The organism is Streptomyces sp. NPDC057900 (assembly GCF_042887885.1).
GTDB lineage: Bacteria > Actinomycetota > Actinomycetes > Streptomycetales > Streptomycetaceae > Streptomyces.
In genome coordinates this window covers 362,297-380,355 of sequence record NZ_JBHVOI010000003.1, presented here as the reverse complement: position 1 = coordinate 380,355, position 18,059 = coordinate 362,297, and the positions used below count along the sequence as shown (strand labels likewise).

At 69.5% G+C, this 18,059-nt stretch carries 17 protein-coding genes and 1 tRNA gene; 5 read left to right on the top strand and 13 right to left on the bottom strand.

Going from position 1 to position 18,059, the window contains the following annotated elements; translation table 11 throughout:
- Positions 1–55: 55 nt before the first annotated feature.
- The 6 genes from pknB to ACFVQ0_RS15970 all read right to left on the bottom strand — a co-directional run bounded on the left by pknB (position 56) and on the right by ACFVQ0_RS15970 (position 8,183).
- Complete coding sequence (pknB, locus tag ACFVQ0_RS15995) at positions 56–2,071, bottom strand: Stk1 family PASTA domain-containing Ser/Thr kinase (protein ID WP_390088383.1); 2,016 nt, start codon at positions 2,069–2,071, stop codon at positions 56–58.
- Between the two features lie 167 nt (positions 2,072–2,238).
- Positions 2,239–3,699 carry a peptidoglycan D,D-transpeptidase FtsI family protein gene (locus ACFVQ0_RS15990; RefSeq protein WP_390088381.1) on the bottom strand — a complete coding sequence of 487 codons (1,461 nt, stop codon included), beginning with the start codon at positions 3,697–3,699 and terminating at the stop codon, positions 2,239–2,241.
- On the bottom strand, positions 3,696–5,114 hold the full coding sequence (locus ACFVQ0_RS15985) for an FtsW/RodA/SpoVE family cell cycle protein (RefSeq protein ID WP_390088379.1): 1,419 nt from the start codon (positions 5,112–5,114) through the stop codon (positions 3,696–3,698). The genes ACFVQ0_RS15990 and ACFVQ0_RS15985 overlap by 4 nt, the downstream gene beginning before the upstream one ends.
- A 23-nt stretch (positions 5,115–5,137) precedes the next feature.
- Complete coding sequence (locus ACFVQ0_RS15980) at positions 5,138–6,634, bottom strand: Stp1/IreP family PP2C-type Ser/Thr phosphatase (RefSeq protein WP_390088377.1); 1,497 nt, start codon at positions 6,632–6,634, stop codon at positions 5,138–5,140.
- 129 nt (positions 6,635–6,763) lie between these two features.
- Positions 6,764–7,279, bottom strand: a complete 516-nt coding sequence (locus ACFVQ0_RS15975) for an FHA domain-containing protein (RefSeq protein WP_390088375.1) — start codon at positions 7,277–7,279, stop codon at positions 6,764–6,766.
- Positions 7,280–7,289: 10 nt separating this feature from the next.
- The gene (locus ACFVQ0_RS15970; RefSeq protein ID WP_390088373.1) at positions 7,290–8,183 is read right to left on the bottom strand and encodes an FhaA domain-containing protein; all 894 of its coding nucleotides are present in this window, start codon (positions 8,181–8,183) and stop codon (positions 7,290–7,292) included.
- A 317-nt stretch (positions 8,184–8,500) separates the two neighbouring features.
- Here ACFVQ0_RS15970 and ACFVQ0_RS15965 point away from each other — a divergent pair.
- Positions 8,501–8,583 (top strand) — tRNA-Leu (locus ACFVQ0_RS15965).
- A 364-nt stretch (positions 8,584–8,947) separates the two neighbouring features.
- Here ACFVQ0_RS15965 and ACFVQ0_RS15960 read toward each other — a convergent pair.
- A complete protein-coding gene (locus tag ACFVQ0_RS15960) occupies positions 8,948–9,559 on the bottom strand; it encodes an FMN-dependent NADH-azoreductase (protein WP_390088371.1) in 612 nt (203 codons plus the stop codon).
- 140 nt (positions 9,560–9,699) lie between these two features.
- On the opposite strand from ACFVQ0_RS15960, the gene ACFVQ0_RS15955 reads away from it, so the two are divergent.
- The 4 genes from ACFVQ0_RS15955 to ACFVQ0_RS15940 all read left to right on the top strand — a co-directional run bounded on the left by ACFVQ0_RS15955 (position 9,700) and on the right by ACFVQ0_RS15940 (position 13,013).
- Positions 9,700–10,047: a winged helix-turn-helix transcriptional regulator gene (locus ACFVQ0_RS15955; RefSeq protein ID WP_390088369.1), complete on the top strand. Its 348-nt coding sequence runs from the start codon at positions 9,700–9,702 to the stop codon at positions 10,045–10,047.
- A 152-nt stretch (positions 10,048–10,199) separates the two neighbouring features.
- A complete protein-coding gene (locus tag ACFVQ0_RS15950) occupies positions 10,200–11,651 on the top strand; it encodes a DUF2252 domain-containing protein (RefSeq protein WP_390088367.1) in 1,452 nt (483 codons plus the stop codon).
- Between the two features lie 58 nt (positions 11,652–11,709).
- Positions 11,710–12,621: a J domain-containing protein gene (locus ACFVQ0_RS15945; protein WP_390088365.1), complete on the top strand. Its 912-nt coding sequence runs from the start codon at positions 11,710–11,712 to the stop codon at positions 12,619–12,621.
- A 47-nt stretch (positions 12,622–12,668) separates the two neighbouring features.
- Entirely contained in the window at positions 12,669–13,013 is a 345-nt protein-coding gene (locus tag ACFVQ0_RS15940; protein WP_390088363.1) for a rhodanese-like domain-containing protein, read from the top strand.
- A gap of 89 nt (positions 13,014–13,102) precedes the next feature.
- Here the strand turns inward: ACFVQ0_RS15940 and ACFVQ0_RS15935 are convergent, their stop codons facing one another.
- The 6 genes from ACFVQ0_RS15935 to paaA form a co-directional block, all read right to left on the bottom strand.
- On the bottom strand, positions 13,103–14,263 hold the full coding sequence (locus ACFVQ0_RS15935; RefSeq protein WP_390088867.1) for an acyl-CoA dehydrogenase family protein: 1,161 nt from the start codon (positions 14,261–14,263) through the stop codon (positions 13,103–13,105).
- 95 nt (positions 14,264–14,358) lie between these two features.
- The gene (locus tag ACFVQ0_RS15930) at positions 14,359–15,417 is read right to left on the bottom strand and encodes a 2Fe-2S iron-sulfur cluster-binding protein (protein ID WP_390088361.1); all 1,059 of its coding nucleotides are present in this window, start codon (positions 15,415–15,417) and stop codon (positions 14,359–14,361) included.
- Entirely contained in the window at positions 15,418–15,924 is a 507-nt protein-coding gene (gene paaD / locus ACFVQ0_RS15925) for a 1,2-phenylacetyl-CoA epoxidase subunit PaaD (RefSeq protein WP_390088359.1), read from the bottom strand.
- Positions 15,918–16,619 carry a 1,2-phenylacetyl-CoA epoxidase subunit PaaC gene (paaC, locus tag ACFVQ0_RS15920; RefSeq protein ID WP_390088357.1) on the bottom strand — a complete coding sequence of 234 codons (702 nt, stop codon included), beginning with the start codon at positions 16,617–16,619 and terminating at the stop codon, positions 15,918–15,920. Before paaC ends, paaD begins: the two co-directional genes overlap by 7 nt.
- Entirely contained in the window at positions 16,616–16,906 is a 291-nt protein-coding gene (gene paaB / locus ACFVQ0_RS15915) for a 1,2-phenylacetyl-CoA epoxidase subunit PaaB (RefSeq protein ID WP_311304484.1), read from the bottom strand. The genes paaC and paaB overlap by 4 nt, the downstream gene beginning before the upstream one ends.
- Positions 16,903–17,955 carry a 1,2-phenylacetyl-CoA epoxidase subunit PaaA gene (paaA, locus tag ACFVQ0_RS15910; RefSeq protein ID WP_390088355.1) on the bottom strand — a complete coding sequence of 351 codons (1,053 nt, stop codon included), beginning with the start codon at positions 17,953–17,955 and terminating at the stop codon, positions 16,903–16,905. Before paaA ends, paaB begins: the two co-directional genes overlap by 4 nt.
- Positions 17,956–18,059: the final 104 nt, after the last annotated feature.

Genomic DNA, 18,059 nt, shown 5'->3' with positions numbered 1-18,059 from the left:
TCACCGTTGAGGTGATCGGGGCCCCGTGCTGTGACGCTGTGCTGTGGCGCGTCGGCTAGTGGCCGTTGTTGCCGTTGTTTCCGTTGTTCCCGCCCAGGAAACCGTTCCCGTCCCCGTTCCCGTTCCCGCCCATGGTGGTGAGCGTGATGGTGGTGGAGGCCGGGTCTGCCTGGGTGTTCGGCTGCGGGTCGAGGTTGGCGACGATGGCGTTGTCGTCGTCGGAGCTGCCCTCCGCGAACTGGATGTTCGTGAAGCCGGCGTCGTTCAGCATCTGCTTGGCCTCGGAGACCTTCTTCATCCTGACCTCGGGCACGGGCTTCGTCGTCGGCTCCGGCGGGCCCTTGGAGACCTTCAGGATGATCGCGGCGTCCTTGCCCGCCTTCGTGTTGGCCGCCGGGGTCTGCCCGACCACCTCGTTCGCGGGCTTGTCGTTGTCGACATCGCTCCTGGCGACGTTGGTGAACCCGAGCGATGTGAGCTGGGCCAGCGCGTCGTCGTACGGGCGGCCGTCCAGCGGCGGCACCGTGAGCAGTTGCTCCGTCGCGACCGAGATCTCGACCTCGGAGTTCTTCTCGGCCTTGGCGTTGCCCTTGGGCGACTGGTCCAGAACGGTGCCCGGCTGGGCGTCGGCGGACTCCACCGACTTGACGTTGACCGTGAAGCCCTGGTCCTCAAGAAGCTTGCGCGCGCTGTCCTCGGACTTCTCCGTGACGTCCGGGACGCTGACCTTCGGCGCACCGGTGGAGACGAAGACCGTCACGGTCTCGTTCTCCGACATCTGCTCGTCGGGCGTCGGGGTCTGCCGGCAGATCTTGTTCTTGGGCTGGTCCTTGCACGCTTCCTTCGGGCCCTGCTTGAGCACGATGGTGGCGTTGTCCGCGAGCCGCTGCGCTTCCTTGACGGTGCTGCCGACCATGTTGGGCGCGGCGAACGTGTTGTCGCCGCCGCTCGTGTCACCGAAGACCGACTTGCCGATCAGGACCGCCCCGATCAGCACCAGGATGCCCGCGACGACCAGCAGGATCGTCGAGGTGTTGCTCTTCTTCTGACGGCGGCGGTCGGGCCGGTCGTCGTAGCCGTAGCCGCCGTCGTCCGGGTTGACCGGGGGCAGCATCGACGTCTGGGCGCCGTTCTGGTCCGCCGGGCGCATGGCGGTGGTGGGCTGGTCACTGCCGTACCCGTCGTAGCCGCCGTAGCCGGCCGCGCCCATCGCCGCGGTGGCGGCGACCGGCTGGCCGTCGAGGCACGCCTCGATGTCGGCGCGCATCTCGTCGGCCGACTGGTAGCGGTAGTCCGGGTCCTTGACCAGGGCCTTCAACACGATCGCGTCCATCTCGGGCGTGATCTCGGGGTCGAAGTTGCTGGGGGTCTGCGGCTCTTCCCGTACGTGCTGGTAGGCGACCGCGACGGGTGAGTCGCCGATGAACGGCGGCCGGACCGTCAGCAGCTCGTAGAGCAGACAACCCGTCGAATAAAGGTCCGACCTGGCGTCGACCTGCTCGCCCTTGGCCTGCTCCGGGGAGAGGTACTGAGCGGTGCCGATGACGGCCGAGGTCTGGGTCATCGTCATACCGGAGTCGCCCATGGCGCGGGCGATGCCGAAGTCCATGACCTTGACCTGGCCGGTGCGCGTCAGCATGACGTTGGCCGGTTTGATGTCACGGTGGACGATGCCCGCGCGGTGCGAGTACTCCAGCGCCTGGAGGATGCCGACCGTCATTTCGAGGGTGCGCTCCGGCAGCAGTCTGCGGCCCGAGTGCAGCAGTTCCCTGAGCGTCGAGCCGTCGACGTACTCCATGACGATGTACGGGATCGAGACCCCGTCGACGTAGTCCTCACCGGTGTCGTACACCGCGACGATCGCCGGATGGTTCAGGGAGGCGGCGGACTGGGCCTCACGGCGGAACCGGGCCTGGAAGGACGGGTCGCGGGCGAGGTCCGCCCGAAGCGTCTTCACAGCTACGGTGCGGCCGAGCCGGGTGTCGTGGGCGAGGTATACCTCGGCCATGCCACCACGGCCGAGCACCGAGCCCAGCTCGTACCGGCCGCCGAGGCGACGCGGCTCTTCCATAACTGTTCCAGCCCTCTCCGTCAGTCCTGACCGCACCGGTGTGCGGTCCGGCGGTGTGCTGTTCGCGCATACGCTACCGGCCGCGCACTACGTGATCAGCCCGCAGCCCCTACCTGATATCCGACCGGTATCCCAACGTGCGGATATGGCGTCCGGCGTGACGGGCGTCACTTCTTGCTGTCGATGACCGCCTGCATGACCTTCTTCGCGATGGGGGCCGCCAGGCCGCCACCGGAGATGTCGTCGCGGGTGGCCTTGCTGTCCTCGACGACCACGGCGACGGCGACGGGGGAGCCGCTGTCGGTCTTCGCGTAGGAGATGAACCAGGCGTACGGGTTCTCGCTGTTGCCGAGACCGTGCTGGGCCGTACCCGTCTTGCCGCCGACGGTGACGCCGGGGATCTTGGCGTTGCCGCCCGTTCCCGACTCGACGACGGTCTTCATCATTTCCTGGAGCTTCTGGGCGTTCTCACCCGACAGCGGCTGGCTGAGCTGCTCCGGCTCGTGGGTGTAGATGTCGTCCAGGCTGGGCGACTGGCGCTTGGCGACCATGTACGGCTGCATCAGCTTGCCGTCGTTGGCGACCGCGGAGGCCACCATGGCCATCTGGAGCGGGGTGGCGCGGTTGGACGCCTGGCCGATGCCGGCCATCGCGTTCTGCGGCGGGACGTCCTTGGGGTAGATGCTCGCGGTGGCGCGGACCGGGGTGAAGATGTCCTTGTTGAAGCCGAACTTGTCGGCTTGGTCGATCATCTTCTGGTTGCCGAGGTCATCGCTGATCTTGCCGAAGACGGTGTTGCAGGAGATCCGCAGCGCTTCCCGGAGCGAGACGTTCTCACACTGGATGCTGCCCTCGTTCGGCAGGTCCTGGCTGGTCTGGGGCAGGCGGAAGGGCACCGGCGACTTCGTCTTGGAGTCGATGTCGGTGTAGAGCCCGTTCTCCAGGGCGGCGGCCGCGGTGACGATCTTGAAGGTCGAACCGGGCGGGTAGGTCTCGCGCAACGCCCGGTTGAGCATCGGCTTGTCCTTGTCCTTCTGGAGCGCCTGCCAGGCCTTGGAGTCCTTGTCGGAGTTGCCCGCGAAGGTCGAGGGGTCGTACGAGGGCGTGCTGGCGAGTGCCAGGATGGCGCCGGTCTGCGGGTCGAGGGCGGCGACGGCGCCCTTCTTGTTGCCGAGACCGGTGAAGGCGGCCTTCTGCGCGGCGGAGTTGAGCGTGGTGACGACGTTGCCGCCCTGCTTCTTGTCGCCGGTGAACATCGACATGGTGCGGTCGAAGAACAGCTGGTCGTCGTTACCGGTGAGGATGCCGTCCTCCAGCTTCTCCAGCTGCGTCGCGTCGAACGCCTGCGAGGAGTAGCCGGTGACCGGGGCCCACATGGGGCCGTCCTGCCAGACCCGCTTGTACTTGAAGTCGCTGTCCTTGGTCTCCTTGGACCCGGTGACGGCCTTGCCCCCGTCGACGATGATGTCGCCGCGCTCGTGGGCGTACCGCTCGATACGGACGCGGCGGTTCTCGTCGCGGGTGTTGAGCTCGTCGGCCTTCACGTACTGGAGGTAGTTGGTCCGCGCGAGCAGGGCGAAGATGAGGACGCCGCAGAAGATCGCGATCCGGCGCAGGGGCTTGTTCACGGTCGGACCACCTGGGTCATCTCGGCGTCGGAGGTAGGCGCGGGGGCCGGGGCGGGGCGGCGGGCGGTGTCGCTGATCCGGATGAGGATCCCGATCAGGGCCCAGTTGGCGATCACGGAGGATCCACCGGCGGCGAGGAACGGCATCGTCATACCGGTCAGCGGGATGAGGCCCATCACACCGCCGGCGACGACGAAGACCTGGATGGCGAAGGCGCCGGAGAGGCCGATGGCGAGGAGCTTGCCGAAGGGGTCACGTGCGGCGAGTGCCGTACGGACGCCGCGCTCGACGATCAGGCCGTAGATCAGCAGGACGGCCATCATTCCGGCGAGTCCGAGCTCCTCACCGACCGTCGAGAGGATGAAGTCGGCGTTGGCGGCGAAGCCGATCAGGTCGGAGTGGCCCTGCCCCCAGCCGGTGCCCAGGGTTCCTCCGGAACCGAAGGACATGATGGCGTTGGAGATCTGCTCGCAGGCGCCGCTCACGTCGGTCGTGTAGCAGGAGAACGGATCCTGCCACGCGGTCACTCGCGACTGCACGTGCGGCTCGAAGGTGGCGACACCCACGGCGCCGGCCGCCGACATCAGCAGACCGAAGACGATCCAGCTGGTCCGCTCCGTCGCGACGTACAGCATGATCACGAAGAGGCCGAAGAACAGGAGCGACGTTCCGAGGTCGGTCTCGAAGACCAGGATCAGGATCGACAGCGCCCAGATGACCAGGATCGGGCCGAGGTCCCGGCCGCGAGGGAGGTACAGGCCCATGAAACGGCGGCTGGCCAGGGCCAGCGCATCACGTTTCACCATGAGGTACCCGGAGAAGAAGATCGCGATGATGATCTTCGCGAACTCGCCGGGCTGGATGGAGAAGGGGCCGATACTGACCCAGATCTTGGCCCCGTTCACCGACTTGAAGAACATCGGCAGGACCAGCAGGACCAGCGCCGCCACCATGGAGATGTAGGTGTACCGCTGAAGGATGCGGTGGTCCTTCAGGATGATCAGCACCGCCACCAGCAGGGCGACGCCCACCGCGGAGTACATCAGCTGCTTGGGGGCGTCGGGGGTGAACTTGCCCCATCGGCTCTCGGCACGGTCGATCAGCCGCTGCGACTGGTCCAGCCGCCAGATCAGCACCAGGCCGAGACCGTTGAGCAGCGTGGCCAGCGGCAGCAGCAGCGGGTCCGCGTACGGGGCGAACTTGCGCACCACGAGGTGGGCGACGCCGCCGAGCAGGACCAGGCCGAGGCCGTATCCGAACATGCCGGACGGCAGCTTGCCGTCGATGGCGAGACCCACGTTGGCGTAGGCGAACACCGAGATGGCGATGGCGAAGACCATCATCATCAGTTCGGTGTTGCGTCGGCTCGGTGCGTCGATCGCGCCGATCGTGGTCGTGTTGGTGACAACGCTCATAGTGCTGAAGGCCCCCTACGGCTTTACTGCTTACCGCACTGCGGGACCAGCTTCTTCTCTTCCTCCGAGAGGCTGGGACCAGGAGTGGGAGTCGCTGAAGTCTGGTTGGTCTTGGTGGTGCCGGACTTTCCGGACGACTTGGTGGTGTCCGTGTCCGTACCGCCGGCCTGGCCCTCGTCACTGGGGGCGTTCTTCTCGGCTGCGCGGCGCTGTGCGTCCTTCTTGCAGGCCGTCGCCTGGGCGGAGAGTTCGCTGATCTTCTCGCGGGCGTCCGCGAGGCTGCCCTCTGTGATGGTCGCCTCGACCTGCTTGCGCTGGTAGGGCGGCAAGTACTTGAGTTCGATCTCGGGGTGGTCGTTCTCCACCTTCGAGAGCGAGACCCAGGCGAGGTCCTGGCTGATGCCCCGGTACAGCGCGACGTTGTCGCTCTTCGCGCCGACGTAGAACTGGGTCTGCGTCCAGCGGTAGCCGCCGTACAGACCGCCGCCGACGACCGCCAGCGCGAGCACGACGTAGAGCGACCGCTTGAGCCACTTGCGACCGCCGGGCTTGACGAAGTCCTCGTCGGAGTAGGACCCGAAGGACCCCTCCGGCATTCCCTCGTACCCGGAGTCGTCACCGCTGCCGGGCGGGCCGAAGCCCCCCGCGGGCGGCGGGACGGGGCGGCCGAGGCCTGCCGCCCGTCCGGCGGGGGTCTGCATCGCGCCGCCGTCGTTGAGCTGGGCGGCCTGGTTCTCCGCCACCGCGCCGACGATGACCGGGGTGTCGTTGAGCTGCCCGGCCAGGGTGTCGTTGCCGTCGACGTCGAAGACGTCCGCGACGATGCAGGTGATGTTGTCCGGGCCACCGCCGCGCAGGGCGAGCTGGATCAGGTCCTGGATGGTCTCCTGCGGCCCCTGGTAGCTGGCGAGCGTCTCCTCCATCGTCTGGTGGGAGACGACGCCGGAGAGGCCGTCGGAGCAGATCAGATAACGGTCGCCGGCCCGGACCTCACGGATGGAGAGGTCGGGTTCGACGTGGTCGCCACTGCCCAGCGCGCGCATCAGCAGGGAGCGCTGCGGGTGGGTGGTGGCCTCCTCCTCGGTGATCCGGCCCTCGTCGACCAGCCGCTGGACCCAGGTGTGGTCCTGCGTGATCTGGGTCAGTACGCCGTCACGCAGCAGGTACGCGCGTGAGTCACCGACGTGTACGAGGCCGAGCCGCTGACCGGTCCACAGGAGGGCGGTGAGCGTGGTGCCCATGCCCTCCAGCTGCGGGTCCTCCTCGACCATCATGCGCAGCTGGTCGTTGGCCCGCTGGACCGCCGTACCGAGCGAGGTGAGGATGTCGGAACCGGGTACGTCGTCGTCCAGCTGCACGAGTGTGGAGATCACCTCGGAACTGGCGACCTCACCCGCCGCCTGTCCGCCCATTCCGTCGGCGATGGCGAGAAGGCGGGGACCGGCGTAGCCGGAGTCCTCGTTGCCTTCCCGGATCATGCCCTTGTGCGATCCGGCGGCGAAGCGCAGGGAAAGACTCATGCGCACCTCGCCCGTCGGTTCGGGGTACAGCCGGTCTCGCGCCACACTGCCCACCCTCCGGTCGGGAGCCCTGCCGGGTCCGATGCCCGGGTCACCGCGGCTCGCTCGCTCCGCTCGCTCATTGTCGTACTACTTCCGCAGCTCGATGACGGTCTTGCCGATCCGGATCGGCGCGCCCAGCGGAACAGGCGTCGGGGTGGTGAGACGGGTCCGGTCCAGATACGTGCCGTTGGTGGACCCGAGATCCTCGACGATCCACTGGCCGTCACGGTCGGGGTAGATCCTGGCATGCCTGCTGGACGCGTAGTCGTCGTCCAGCACGATCGTTGAATCATGGGCCCGGCCAAGCGAGATGGTCTGCCCCTGGAGCGCCACCGTGGTGCCGGTGAGGGTGCCCTCGGAGACGACCAGCTTGGTCGGCGCCCCCCGGCGCTGGCGGCTGGGCTGCTGGCGTTGCTGCGGCGGTGCCGCGGCGGTTTGGCGTGCCTGTGGCGGGCGCGCGTCGTTCGCGGTGCGGCGTGAGCCGCGCTGCGTGACGCGCGTTCCGAACAGGTCGCTGCGGATGACCTGGACGGCCACGATCACGAACAGCCACAGAACAGCCAGGAAACCTAGCCGCATGACCGTAAGGGTCAGCTCTGACATTGCCCCCGCTTCACCCTTCGGCTTGCCGGTAAACGATGGTGGTGTTGCCCACGACGATCCGCGAGCCGTCGCGGAGCGTAGCGCGGGTTGTGTGCTGCCCGTCTACCACGATGCCGTTGGTAGACCCGAGATCCTGGATCGTCGAGGGCGTTCCGGTCCGGATCTCACAGTGCCGGCGGGAAACGCCGGGGTCGTCGATCCGCACATCGGCGTCGGTGCTGCGGCCCATCACCAACGTCGGGCGGGAGATCTGATGGCGGGTGCCGTTGATCTCGATCCAGCGTCGCACCTGCGTGTTCTGCAGGGGGCTGGGATTGGCCGGCGGGCGCCGGTCGGATGCGGATGCCGCGGGACGCCCCGCGCCCGGCGGCGGGGTCGCGGGCATGGGCGGGGCGGAGGTGGGCGGGTAGCCGTAGCCGCCGGGGGCCTGCGGGGCGGCGGGGCGCCCGTGGCCGGGGCGGGGCGGGGCGGCGGGCTGTCCGGGCTGGTTCTGGAAACCGTGCTGCTCGGGCTGGCCCTGCTGTGACGAACTCGATGCCAGCGTGCGACTGCGTACCCGGTAGAGACCGGTGTCGAGGTCGTCGGCCTTCTCCAGGTGGACCTTGATGGGCCCCATGAAGGTGTACCGCTGCTGCTTGGCGTAGTCCCGGACCAGGCCGGAGAGCTCGTCGCCCAGCTGGCCCGAGTACGGGCTGAGCCGCTCGTAGTCGGGGGCGCTGAGTTCGACGATGAAGTCGTTGGGGACGACGGTCCGCTCGCGGTTCCAGATGGTGGCGTTGTTGTCGCACTCCCGCTGGAGGGCTCCAGCGATCTCGACCGGCTGCACCTCGGACTTGAAGACCTTGGCGAAAGTGCCATTGACGAGACCTTCGAGACGTTGCTCGAAACGCTTCATGACTCCCATGGGGCACCTCCTCCGGTGTCGTCGTCCCTGTACTGCTTACTGATCGTATCCACGCGTCGGGAAATCGGCTGGTTCCCCTTGTCTGCACTGCGGATGAGTGTCCCCCCTCACACGGATCGTAGAGGCGGCCTCCTCACAGTGTCCCGCACCTTGGGTGCACTCAGGAGGAGTGGGGGGCGCCGGGTCCGGGTTCCCGGTTCCCGTCAGGCGTTCGACGAAACAAAGGGATGTGAATCCGCCCTGTCCAGCGTGCTAATCTTCCTGATGTCGCCAGGGGCTCGCACCGAAAAGTGAGAGCTTCTGGAAGCACCACTCTTGCGCGAGTGGCGGAACGGCAGACGCGCTGGCTTCAGGTGCCAGTGTCCTTAGGGACGTGGGGGTTCAAATCCCCCCTCGCGCACACAGTGAGAAGCCCCGCAGACCACGGTCTGCGGGGCTTCTTCAGTTTGGCCTGAGATCGATTCGGTTGGCCGGGAAGTGATCCGGTCGGCGGGCCCGGCCCGGTTCGGTTCGGTTCGGTTCGATTCGGTCGGCAGGTCCGGTCCGGGTTCGGTCCGGGTTCGGTTGGCAGGTCTCGTCCGGTTCGGTCGGCCGGTCTTGGTTTCACGTGAAACGCCCGATTGATGCCGTCGGTGCGGGCGCCGGGGGAGTCGGCCGGGCGGGAGTGCTGGATCGTTATACGGAAGGCCGGGGTCCATGGGGCCCCGGCCTTCCGTATGTCCGTATGTGTGCGGGCGCCCGGGTGTCTCGGGGCCTCAGGTGTTTCAGGCGGCGAGTCGGGCCGCGAGGCTCTTGGCCTTCTCCGTGGCGTCGGTGAGCGCCTTCGCGCGGGAGGCCTCGGCGAGCGGGATCAGCTCGGCCATCCCCGGATTGCTGTGGGCCAGGGTGAGCTCCGGGACGATGAAGTCGACCTCGGCGGCGAACATGGACGTCAGCAGCGTCGCCAGATAGTTCTGGACGAACTCGGCGCCCTCGCGCGGGGTGCCTGCGGCGTAGGAGCCACCGCGGCTGGCGACGACCGTGATCGGGGTGCCGGCCACCGGGCTTTCGGGGCCGGTGTTGTGGCCCGCGATGATCACGTGGTCGAGCCACGCCTTCAGCGTCGACGGAATCGAGAAGTTGTACATCGGTGCGCCGATCAGCACCGCGTCCGCGGCGATCAGCTCGGCGGCCAGCTCGCTGCGCAGCGGGTGCTCGGCGCCGGCGGCGGCGGCCGCGGCGTCCAGGTGCGGCAGCTGGTCGGCGGCGAGGTCGCGGTAGATGACCTGCCCGTCGGGGTGCTGCTCGCGCCAGGCCTCCACGAACGCGGCGGTGACCTCACGTGACGCCGATCCCTGGGGGAAAACGGCGGAGTCGAGATGAAGGAGGGTGGCCATGGGTGTCTCCAGGGGTGTCAGTAGCGAGGCGGGCCGACGAGGCGGGCCGACGAGGCGGGCCTAGTTTTCGTATGTACCTAGTAATAACATAGTGGCTTACTAATCGTAAGTCCCTGGCGATGGCGCAGTACCCTGGGCGTATGGCGGATCACAGCGAGCAGGCGTGCCGACGGGTCGACGTGAGCATCAGCCGCGTATTCGAGCTGTTCGGCAAGCGCTGGACGGGGCCGATCGTCTCCGTACTGATGCAGCAGCCCGTGCACTTCGCCGATCTGCGGCGAGCGATTCCCGGCATCAGTGAGCGCATGCTCTCCGACCGGCTGTCCGAACTGGGGACGGCGGGACTGGTGGTCCGGGAGGTGGACGAGGGACCGCCGCTGCGGGTTTCGTACCGCCTGACCCAGGCCGGTGCCGCGATGGAGCCCGCGCTCAAGGAACTGGGGCGCTGGGCGGAGACGCATCTGACGGACGGCGGGGGCGGCTGCTAGGGGCGGCTGCGCCGGGGTTGTCCACAGGAACGCGGGGCGGTTGTCCACAGGGGGAGACGGCTGCCGGTGAACGGCGGTACCTTCGTCGGCAGTTGATGTTGGACCGGGTCGCCGGACGGCGGCTCCGGGCGAGGCCGGGGGAGCTGCGCGCCATGGGTGGGATCGAAGCGACGGTGCCGGAACAGCGGCCCGTGGAGGGGGATTCGCGCATTCCGGTCGTGCCCGGGTTCGCCCGGCGCGGGTACCCGGAGGGGTCCGGTGGCCCTCGGTCGCCGCGGGACGCGGGCAAGGCGCTGCGTGAGCGTGTGCCCCGGTCCTCGCACGCGTCGCTGGTCCTGCCCGGGGGCAGACCCGACGCGGTCCGGGCGGTCGAGGAGTCGAACCTGGGCCGGGTGCCCGAGCTCACGCCGATCCGGGTGGGGCGGATGGCCGCCACCCCGTTCGCCTTTCTCCGGGGCTCGGCCGGGCTGATGGCCCACGATCTGGTGGGCACCCCGGTCACGGGTGTGGCGGCCCAGCTCTGCGGCGACGCCCACGCGGCCAACTTCGGTCTGTACGGCGATGCGCGCGGCAACCTGGTCATCGACCTGAACGACTTCGACGAGACCGTGACCGGGCCGTGGGAGTGGGATCTCAAACGCCTGGCCACCTCACTGGTGCTCGCGGGCCGTGAGGCGGGCGCGGACGAGGAGACGTGCCGCAGGGGCGCGTACGACACGGTGGGCGCCTACCGGCGGACGATGCGGCTGCTGGCCAAGCTGCCCGCGCTCGACGCCTGGAACGCCATCGCGGACGAGGAGCTCGTCTCGCACACGGACGCGCGCGATCTGCTCGGCACGCTGGAGCGGGTCTCCGAGAAGGCCCGCAACAACACCAGCGCCCGCTTCGCCGCGAAGTCCACGGAGGAGTCGGGGGACGGCGGACGCCGATTCGTCGACGCGCCGCCGGTGCTGCGCCGGGTGCCGGACGCGGAGGCCGCGGCCGTGGCGGCGGGGCTCGGTGACTACCTGGGCACCGTCTCACCGGACCGGGTGCCGCTGCTCGCCCGGTACGCGATCCACGATGTGGCGTTCCGGGTGGTCGGCACGGGGAGCGTGGGCACCCGGTCTTACGTGGTGCTGCTGCTGGACCACCGGGGCGAGCCGCTGGTGCTCCAGGTGAAGGAGGCGAGGCCCTCGGTGCTCGCGCCCCATCTGCCCGCTGCCGGGTTCGAGGTGCCGGAGGTGGCGCACGAGGGGCGCCGGGTGGTGCTCGGGCAGAAGAGGATGCAGGTCGTCAGCGACATCCTGCTCGGCTGGACGACCGTGGACGGGCGGCCTTTCCAGGTGAGGCAGTTCAGGAACCGCAAGGGCAGCGTCGATCCGGCGGCCCTCGCCGCCGACCAGGTCGACGACTACGGCCGGATGACCGGCGCGCTGCTGGCCCGTGCGCACGCGCACAGCGCGGACCCGAGGCTCATCGCGGGCTACTGCGGCAAGAACGACGAGCTGGACGAGGCGGTGGCCGCGTTCGCGGTGACCTACGCGGACCGTACGGAGGCGGATCACGCCGAGCTCGTGCGCGCGATCGCCGCAGGCCGGGCAGAGGCGGAGCCGGGGGTGTGAGATCCGTTGTGCGGACCGCGCGTCTCCGAGGCGTCGCCCGTGGCCATACGCTGGACGGGTGACCCACGAAGCCGCCGGGGTGCCGACCACCCGGAACGACGATGACCGGCAGGACGACGACCGGCAGGACCAGGACGTGCAGGACCAGGACCGGCAGGACGACGGCCGGCAGGACCCGAACCGGGAGGCTGAGCAGCCGCGGCCCGAGGCGCGTCTCGCGCATGCCGTGCGGGTCGCCGAGCAGGCGCTGATCGAGTTCGAGATCGCGGTGGAGACCTTCCGGGTGGAGGTGGAGAACTTCTCCCGGCTGCATCACCAGCGGCTGGGCCCGATGTACGCGCGTCTCGACGAGCTCGATGCCCAGATCGCGGAGGCACGGGCCGCGAGGACCGGTGACCCCGAGGATCTGCGCAAGGCGCAGGAGGCGCGGGCGGTCGTGATGCCCATGCCGGGTGTCGACGAGCTGTTCCACGACTGGATGGACTCCGACGGGCTGTCCCCCGAGGCGAGCGCGATGCTGACCGAGCAGCCCGTCCGGCCGCCCAAGCGGGTCAGGCCGACCGAGGAGGCCCGCAAGCTGTACCGCGAGCTGGCGCGCAAGGCCCATCCGGATCTGGCCCAGGACGAGGAGGAGCGGGCCCGCCGGGACGAGTTCATCACCCGCGTCAACGCCGCGTACGGGCGTGGGGACGAGGAGCTGCTCAAGGAGCTGGCCCAGGAGTGGGCGGCCGGTCCGGCCGCTCCGGAGGCGGAGCTCGGCGAGGCCGATGAGCTCTACGCCCGGCTGAACTGGCTCACCCAGCGCAAGGAACTGCTGACGGTGCTCGCGCAGGAGCTGGAGCAGAGCGCGATCGGCGCCATGCTGCGGATGGCCCCGGACGATCCGGATCATCTGCTCGAAGAGATCGCGGATCAGCTGCTGGGCGAGGTGTCGCAGCGTGAGGCGGAGCTGGCGGCCCTGGTGCAGTAGCGTTTCCGGAGATTTCGGAGCGTAATCAACGAGAGAAGGCGTGACCCATGAATTTCGGCCCGCTCCCCACGGTCGATGTGACGGCGGTGCCGGCGGACGGCCTCGTGCTGGACGTACGGGAGGACGAGGAATGGGCGGCCGGGCACGTCGACGGCGCCCTGCACATCCCGATGAGCGGCTTCGTGGGCCGCTTCGGTGAGCTGACGGAGGCGGCGGAGGACGGCCGGCGCGTGCATGTGATGTGCCGGGTCGGCGGCCGGTCCGCCCAGGTCACCCAGTACCTGGTGCAGCAGGGCATCGACGCCGTGAACATCGACGGCGGAATGCTCGCCTGGGACGCCGCCGGTCGCCCGATGGTCACCGACAGCGGAAACCCGGCCTTCGTCGCCTGATCGTCCGCCGCCCGGGTCCGGGTGTCTGCTGGACCGGGCGGACTCTTCCGGTTTCCGGGCGGCCCCGGCAGCCCGGCGGCGGGTGCGGGTCAGTCGAGGGAGTGCGCGGCCAGCAGGTCGCCCAGAGCCTCCTCGTGGGCTGCGGCCGGGCCGAGGGAGAGCTCGATCTGCTTCGCCCAGGCGTGGAAGCGGTGCAAGGGGTAGTCGGTGTCCGCGCCGAAGCCGCCGTGCAGGTGCTGTGCCGTCTGCACGACCCGGCGGACCCCGTCCGACGCCCAGATCTTCGCGACGGCGACATCGCCCGCCGGGGGCAGCGCGCCACTCCCGCCGGTCGCGATCCGCCAGGCGGCCTGCCAGAGGGTGACCTCCATGGCCCGCAGGTCGATGTAACGGTCGGCGGCCTGTACGGCGACGGCCTGGAAGGTCGCCACCGGGAAGCCGAACTGCTCGCGCTTCCCCGTGTACTCGCTCGTCATGGCCAGCACGGCTTCACCCAGCCCCAGCGCGAGCGCGCAGGTTCCGGTGGTGAGCAGCGCCTGCAGCCACTCCCAGGCCCCGGCGGCGTCGATCAGCTCGCGGGGCGCGATCCGTACCGCGTCCAGCCGTACCTCACCGAACAGTTCGCCGCTGGTGGAGACCTGCTCCGCGATCGTGAGGCCGTCGTGGCCGCGCCGGACCATGGCCACAACGGCGCGGCCGTCCCCGGTGTGGGCGGGCACCGCGATCCAGTCCGCGGTCTGCGCCCACGGAACGGCCGACTGCACACCGTCCAGCACCCAGCCGGCTTCCGGGCTGTCGCCCCCGTGCTCGGTGTCGTCCGGGCGGGCGGTGACGGCGAGTTGGGCCGGATCGTGGCCGGTGCGCCCATTGGCTCCGACGGTGAGGACGAGCTCACCCCGGCCGACGCCGGGCAGCAGCTCGGCGGCCAGCCCCTGGTCCCCGTACCGCTGGAGGGCCATCGCGACCGCGCACGTCTCCAGCAGCGGGACCCGGGCGAGGACCTTCGCGGACTCGCGCAGCACCAGGCAGAGCGCGATCAGGTCGAGACCGGCCCCGCCGTGCTCGGGCGACAGCGTCAGGCTCAGCAGATCTCCGGCGGCGAGCCCGGCCCACAGCGGCCTGTCGATGTCCTCGGCCACCGCACCCGGTACGAGTGCGGGGCTGGGAACCGCGTCGGGCGAGACGCCCGAGAAGACGGCCCGTGCCGCCTCCGCGGCTGCCTGCTGTTCCTCGGTGTAGGTGAAGTCCACTGTCCCGGCCTCCCGCGAACCGCTGTGCCCGTAACTGACCTGACGGAGCGTCAAGATAGAACAGGTTCTATAAGAAGGGAACAGGTGTGGTGCGGTCACCGGTCGAAGTCGAGTTCCACCTCCCCGGTCACCGGGTGGGACTGGCAGGCGAGCACATAGCCGGCGCCCGTCTCTTCCGGTTCGAGCGCGAAGTTGCGGTCCATCCGTACCTCGCCCGAGACCAGGAAGGCCCTGCACGTACCGCACACGCCCCCCTTGCAGGCGTACGGAGCGTCCGAGCGGCTGCGCAGCACCGTCTCCAGCAGCGATTCGCCCTCCTGCACGGGCCACTTGCCCGAGCGGCCGTCCAGGGTCGCCGTGAGCACGCTGTCCGCCGGCGCCTCGATCCGAGGGCGGACCGCGGCGCCGGGCCCGTCGTCGACGTGGAAGATCTCCTGGTGGATCCGGGCCCGCTCGACTCCCAGGCCGTGCAGCGCGTCCTCGGCCGCCCGGACCAGGCCGAGCGGGCCGCACAGATACCAGCCGTCCACATCGGCCACCGGGAGCAGCGCGGGCAGCAGGCCGCCGAGCCGGTCGCGGTCCAGCCGGCCCGAGGGGAGACCGGCCTGCTGCTCTTCCCGGGAGAGCGCGGTGACCAGCTGGAACCGGTCCGGATAGCGGTCCTTGAGGTCAGCGACCTCGTCCAGGAACATCGTCGACGCGGCGGTCCGGTCGCTGCGGATCAGGCAGAACGAGGCGTCGGGTTCCCGCGCCAGCAGCGTCGCCGCGATGGACAGCACCGGGGTGATCCCGCTGCCGCCCACGACCGCCGCGAACTGCCCGGGGCGCGGGGTGAGCACGAAGCGGCCCATCGGGGGCATCGCCTCGACCTGGTCGCCGACCGCGAGCTCCTTCAGCGCGTAGGTGGAGAACGCGCCGCCGTCGACGAGCCGAATGCCCACCCGCAGGCGCGGGTCGGCCGGCTGCTCGGTGGCCGGTGCGCAGATCGAGTACGAGCGGCGGACCTCCTCACCGTCGACGGTGTAGCGGACATTGAGGTGCTGGCCGGGTCTGTGGCGGAAGGTCTCGCGCAGATCCGGCGGCACGGCGAAGTCGACAGCGACCGAATCGTCCGTGAGCCGTTCGATCGCGCTGACCCGGAGCGGATGGAACATCTACAACTCCTTGAAGTGGTCGAACGGTTCGCGGCATGTCACGCACCTGCGCAGCGCCTTGCAGGCGGTGGACGAGAACCGGCTCAGCAGCTCCGTCTCCGTGGAGCCGCAGTGCGGGCAGCGCACCGAGAGGGCGAGCGGCACGGGTCCGGCCGCGGGCGAGGACGCGTCGTGCGACCGAGGAGGCGCTATGCCGAACTCGGTGAGCTTGCGGCGCCCTTCCGCGCTGATGTCGTCCGTGGACCAGGCGGGGGTGAGGACGGTGACCACAGAGACCTCGGTCATGCCGTGGTCGAGCAGCACGCGCTCGATATCCGTGGACATCGTCTCTATCGCGGGGCAGCCGGTGTAGGTGGGGGTGAGCCGGACCGTGACGCGGCCCGGTGCCAGCACCTCCACACCCCGGAGCACGCCCAGCTCCTCCAGGGTCAGCACCGGCAGCTCCGGGTCGGGGACGGAGCCGGCGAGGCCGCGCAGCTCGTCCTCCAGCGCCGTACGGGTCACCATGACGCCCCCGGGTGGCTGCGGTGCAGATGCTGCATCTCGGCGATCATCCGGCCGAAGGGCTCCGTGTGGATGCCCTGGCGGCCCGCCCCGGCCGTCCAGGCGCCGGACGGCGGGCCGGTCGGCACGGTCAGCGTGGCCCGCTCCAGAACGGTGGTGACGGACGCCAGCCAGTCGCTCCGCAGGGCGTTCCAGTCGACCTCGACGCCTTCGACGGGCTGGGACAGCTCACCGGTGAAACGCCACAGCGCGTCCACCGCGCGCTGCATCCGGTCGTGGCTCTCCGGTGTGCCGTCCCCGAGGCGCATGGTCCACTGCTCGGCGTGGTCCCGGTGGTAGGCGACCTCCTTGACCGCCTTCGCCGCGATGCCCGCGAACTCGCCGTCACCGGCCGCCAGCCGCTCGTACAGCCCGTGCTGGTGGACCGAGAAGTAGAGCTGGCGGGCGATGGTGTGGGCGAAGTCGCCGTTCGGCTGCTCGACCAGCTGGACGTTGCGGAAGGCGCGCTCCTCACGCAGATACGCCAGCTCGTCCTCGTCCCCGACGAGGGAGAGCAGCAGACGGGCCTGGCCCAGCAGGTCCAGCGCGATGTTGGCGAGGGCCACCTCCTCCTCCAGCACGGGGGCGTGGCCCGCCCACTCCCCCAGCCGGTGCGACAGCACCAGCGCGTCGTCGCCCAGGGCGAGGGCCGCGGTCACAGGTGCTTCACCCCTTCCGGGATCTTGTAGAACGTGGGGTGCCGGTAGGGCTTGTCACCGGCCGGTTCGAAGAACGTGTCCTTCTCGTCCGGCGAGGACGCCGTGATCTGGGTGGACGGCACCACCCAGACGGAGACCCCTTCTGACCGGCGTGTGTACAGATCGCGCGCGTTGCGCAGCGCCATCTCGGCGTCCGGGGCGTGCAGGCTGCCGGCGTGGGTGTGGGAGAGGCCACGCCGCGAGCGCACGAACACCTCCCACAGCGGCCATTCGGTCGAGCTGCTCATGCTGTCGCCTCCCCGTTCGGTACGACCCTCGTCTGCGTCGTCTGGGCCTGTTTGGTGTGCTGCGTGTGTTGCGCGTGTTGTTTGTCTGCGTAGGCGGCGGCTGCTTCGCGGACCCAGGCGCCTTCCTCGTGTGCCCGGCGGCGCTGGGTGAGGCGCTCCTCGTTGCACGGGCCGTTGCCCTTCAGGACCTCCTGGAACTCCGTCCAGTCGATCGCCCCGAAATCGTGCTGACCGCGCTCCTCGTTCCACCGGAGGTCCGGGTCGGGGAGGGTGAGGCCCAGCACCTCCGCCTGCGGGACGCAGATGTCGACGAAGCGCTGTCGCAGCTCGTCGTTGGAATGCCGCTTGATCTTCCAGGCCATCGACTGTGCGGAGTGCGACGAGGCGTCGTCCGGCGGACCGAACATCATCAGGGACGGCCACCACCAGCGGTTCACCGCGTCCTGGGCCATCTCGTGCTGGGCCGCCGTACCGCCGCTGAGGGCCAGCAGCAGTTCGTAGCCCTGGCGCTGGTGGAAGGACTCCTCCTTGCAGATACGGACCATCGCGCGGGCGTAGGGGCCGTAGGAGCAGCGGCACAGGGGCACCTGGTTGGTGATCGCCGCCCCGTCCACGAGCCAGCCGATCGCGCCCACGTCCGCCCAGGTCAGGGTGGGGTAGTTGAAGATCGACGAGTAGCGCTGGCGGCCCGCGTGGAGCTTGTCGAGCAGCTCCTCGCGACCGGTGCCGAGAGTCTCTGCCGCGCTGTAGAGGTAGAGGCCGTGCCCCGCCTCGTCCTGCACCTTGGCGATCAGGATCGCCTTGCGGCGCAGCGAGGGCGCACGGGTGATCCAGTTGGCCTCGGGCTGCATGCCGATGATCTCGGAGTGGGCGTGCTGGGCCATTTGCCTGACCAGCGAGGCGCGGTAGGCATCGGGCATCCAGTCGCGCGGCTCGATGCGCTCGTCGGCCGCCACCGCGGCGTCGAAGGCCGCCACCAAGGCCCCGTCCGCCCCATTGGTGCTGCCCGCTGTCGCCTGCGCTGCCTGGCCCGCAGTCAATGCCGCCATCCCGGACTCCCTACCGACCGATCGTTCGGTTCAATGTCTTCAATGGTGAGTCTGCGGCCCGTAGGGTGTCAACCCTGTGGATAACTGACCGGGATCGACGGGGA

What these genes read in the sequence shown, in the direction of transcription:
- pknB (WP_390088383.1), bottom strand. Translation starts at nt 2,071, where the DNA reads ATGGAAGAGCCGCGTCGCCTCGGCGGCCGGTACGAGCTGGGCTCGGTG.
- ACFVQ0_RS15985 (WP_390088379.1), bottom strand. Translation starts at nt 5,114, where the DNA reads ATGAGCGTTGTCACCAACACGACCACGATCGGCGCGATCGACGCACCG.
- ACFVQ0_RS15980 (WP_390088377.1), bottom strand. Translation starts at nt 6,634, where the DNA reads ATGAGTCTTTCCCTGCGCTTCGCCGCCGGATCGCACAAGGGCATGATC.
- ACFVQ0_RS15975 (WP_390088375.1), bottom strand. Translation starts at nt 7,279, where the DNA reads ATGTCAGAGCTGACCCTTACGGTCATGCGGCTAGGTTTCCTGGCTGTT.
- ACFVQ0_RS15970 (WP_390088373.1), bottom strand. Translation starts at nt 8,183, where the DNA reads ATGGGAGTCATGAAGCGTTTCGAGCAACGTCTCGAAGGTCTCGTCAAT.
- ACFVQ0_RS15960 (WP_390088371.1), bottom strand. Translation starts at nt 9,559, where the DNA reads ATGGCCACCCTCCTTCATCTCGACTCCGCCGTTTTCCCCCAGGGATCG.
- ACFVQ0_RS15955 (WP_390088369.1), top strand. Translation starts at nt 9,700, where the DNA reads ATGGCGGATCACAGCGAGCAGGCGTGCCGACGGGTCGACGTGAGCATC.
- ACFVQ0_RS15950 (WP_390088367.1), top strand. Translation starts at nt 10,200, where the DNA reads ATGGGTGGGATCGAAGCGACGGTGCCGGAACAGCGGCCCGTGGAGGGG.
- ACFVQ0_RS15940 (WP_390088363.1), top strand. Translation starts at nt 12,669, where the DNA reads ATGAATTTCGGCCCGCTCCCCACGGTCGATGTGACGGCGGTGCCGGCG.
- ACFVQ0_RS15930 (WP_390088361.1), bottom strand. Translation starts at nt 15,417, where the DNA reads ATGTTCCATCCGCTCCGGGTCAGCGCGATCGAACGGCTCACGGACGAT.
- paaD (WP_390088359.1), bottom strand. Translation starts at nt 15,924, where the DNA reads ATGGTGACCCGTACGGCGCTGGAGGACGAGCTGCGCGGCCTCGCCGGC.
- paaB (WP_311304484.1), bottom strand. Translation starts at nt 16,906, where the DNA reads ATGAGCAGCTCGACCGAATGGCCGCTGTGGGAGGTGTTCGTGCGCTCG.
- paaA (WP_390088355.1), bottom strand. Translation starts at nt 17,955, where the DNA reads ATGGCGGCATTGACTGCGGGCCAGGCAGCGCAGGCGACAGCGGGCAGC.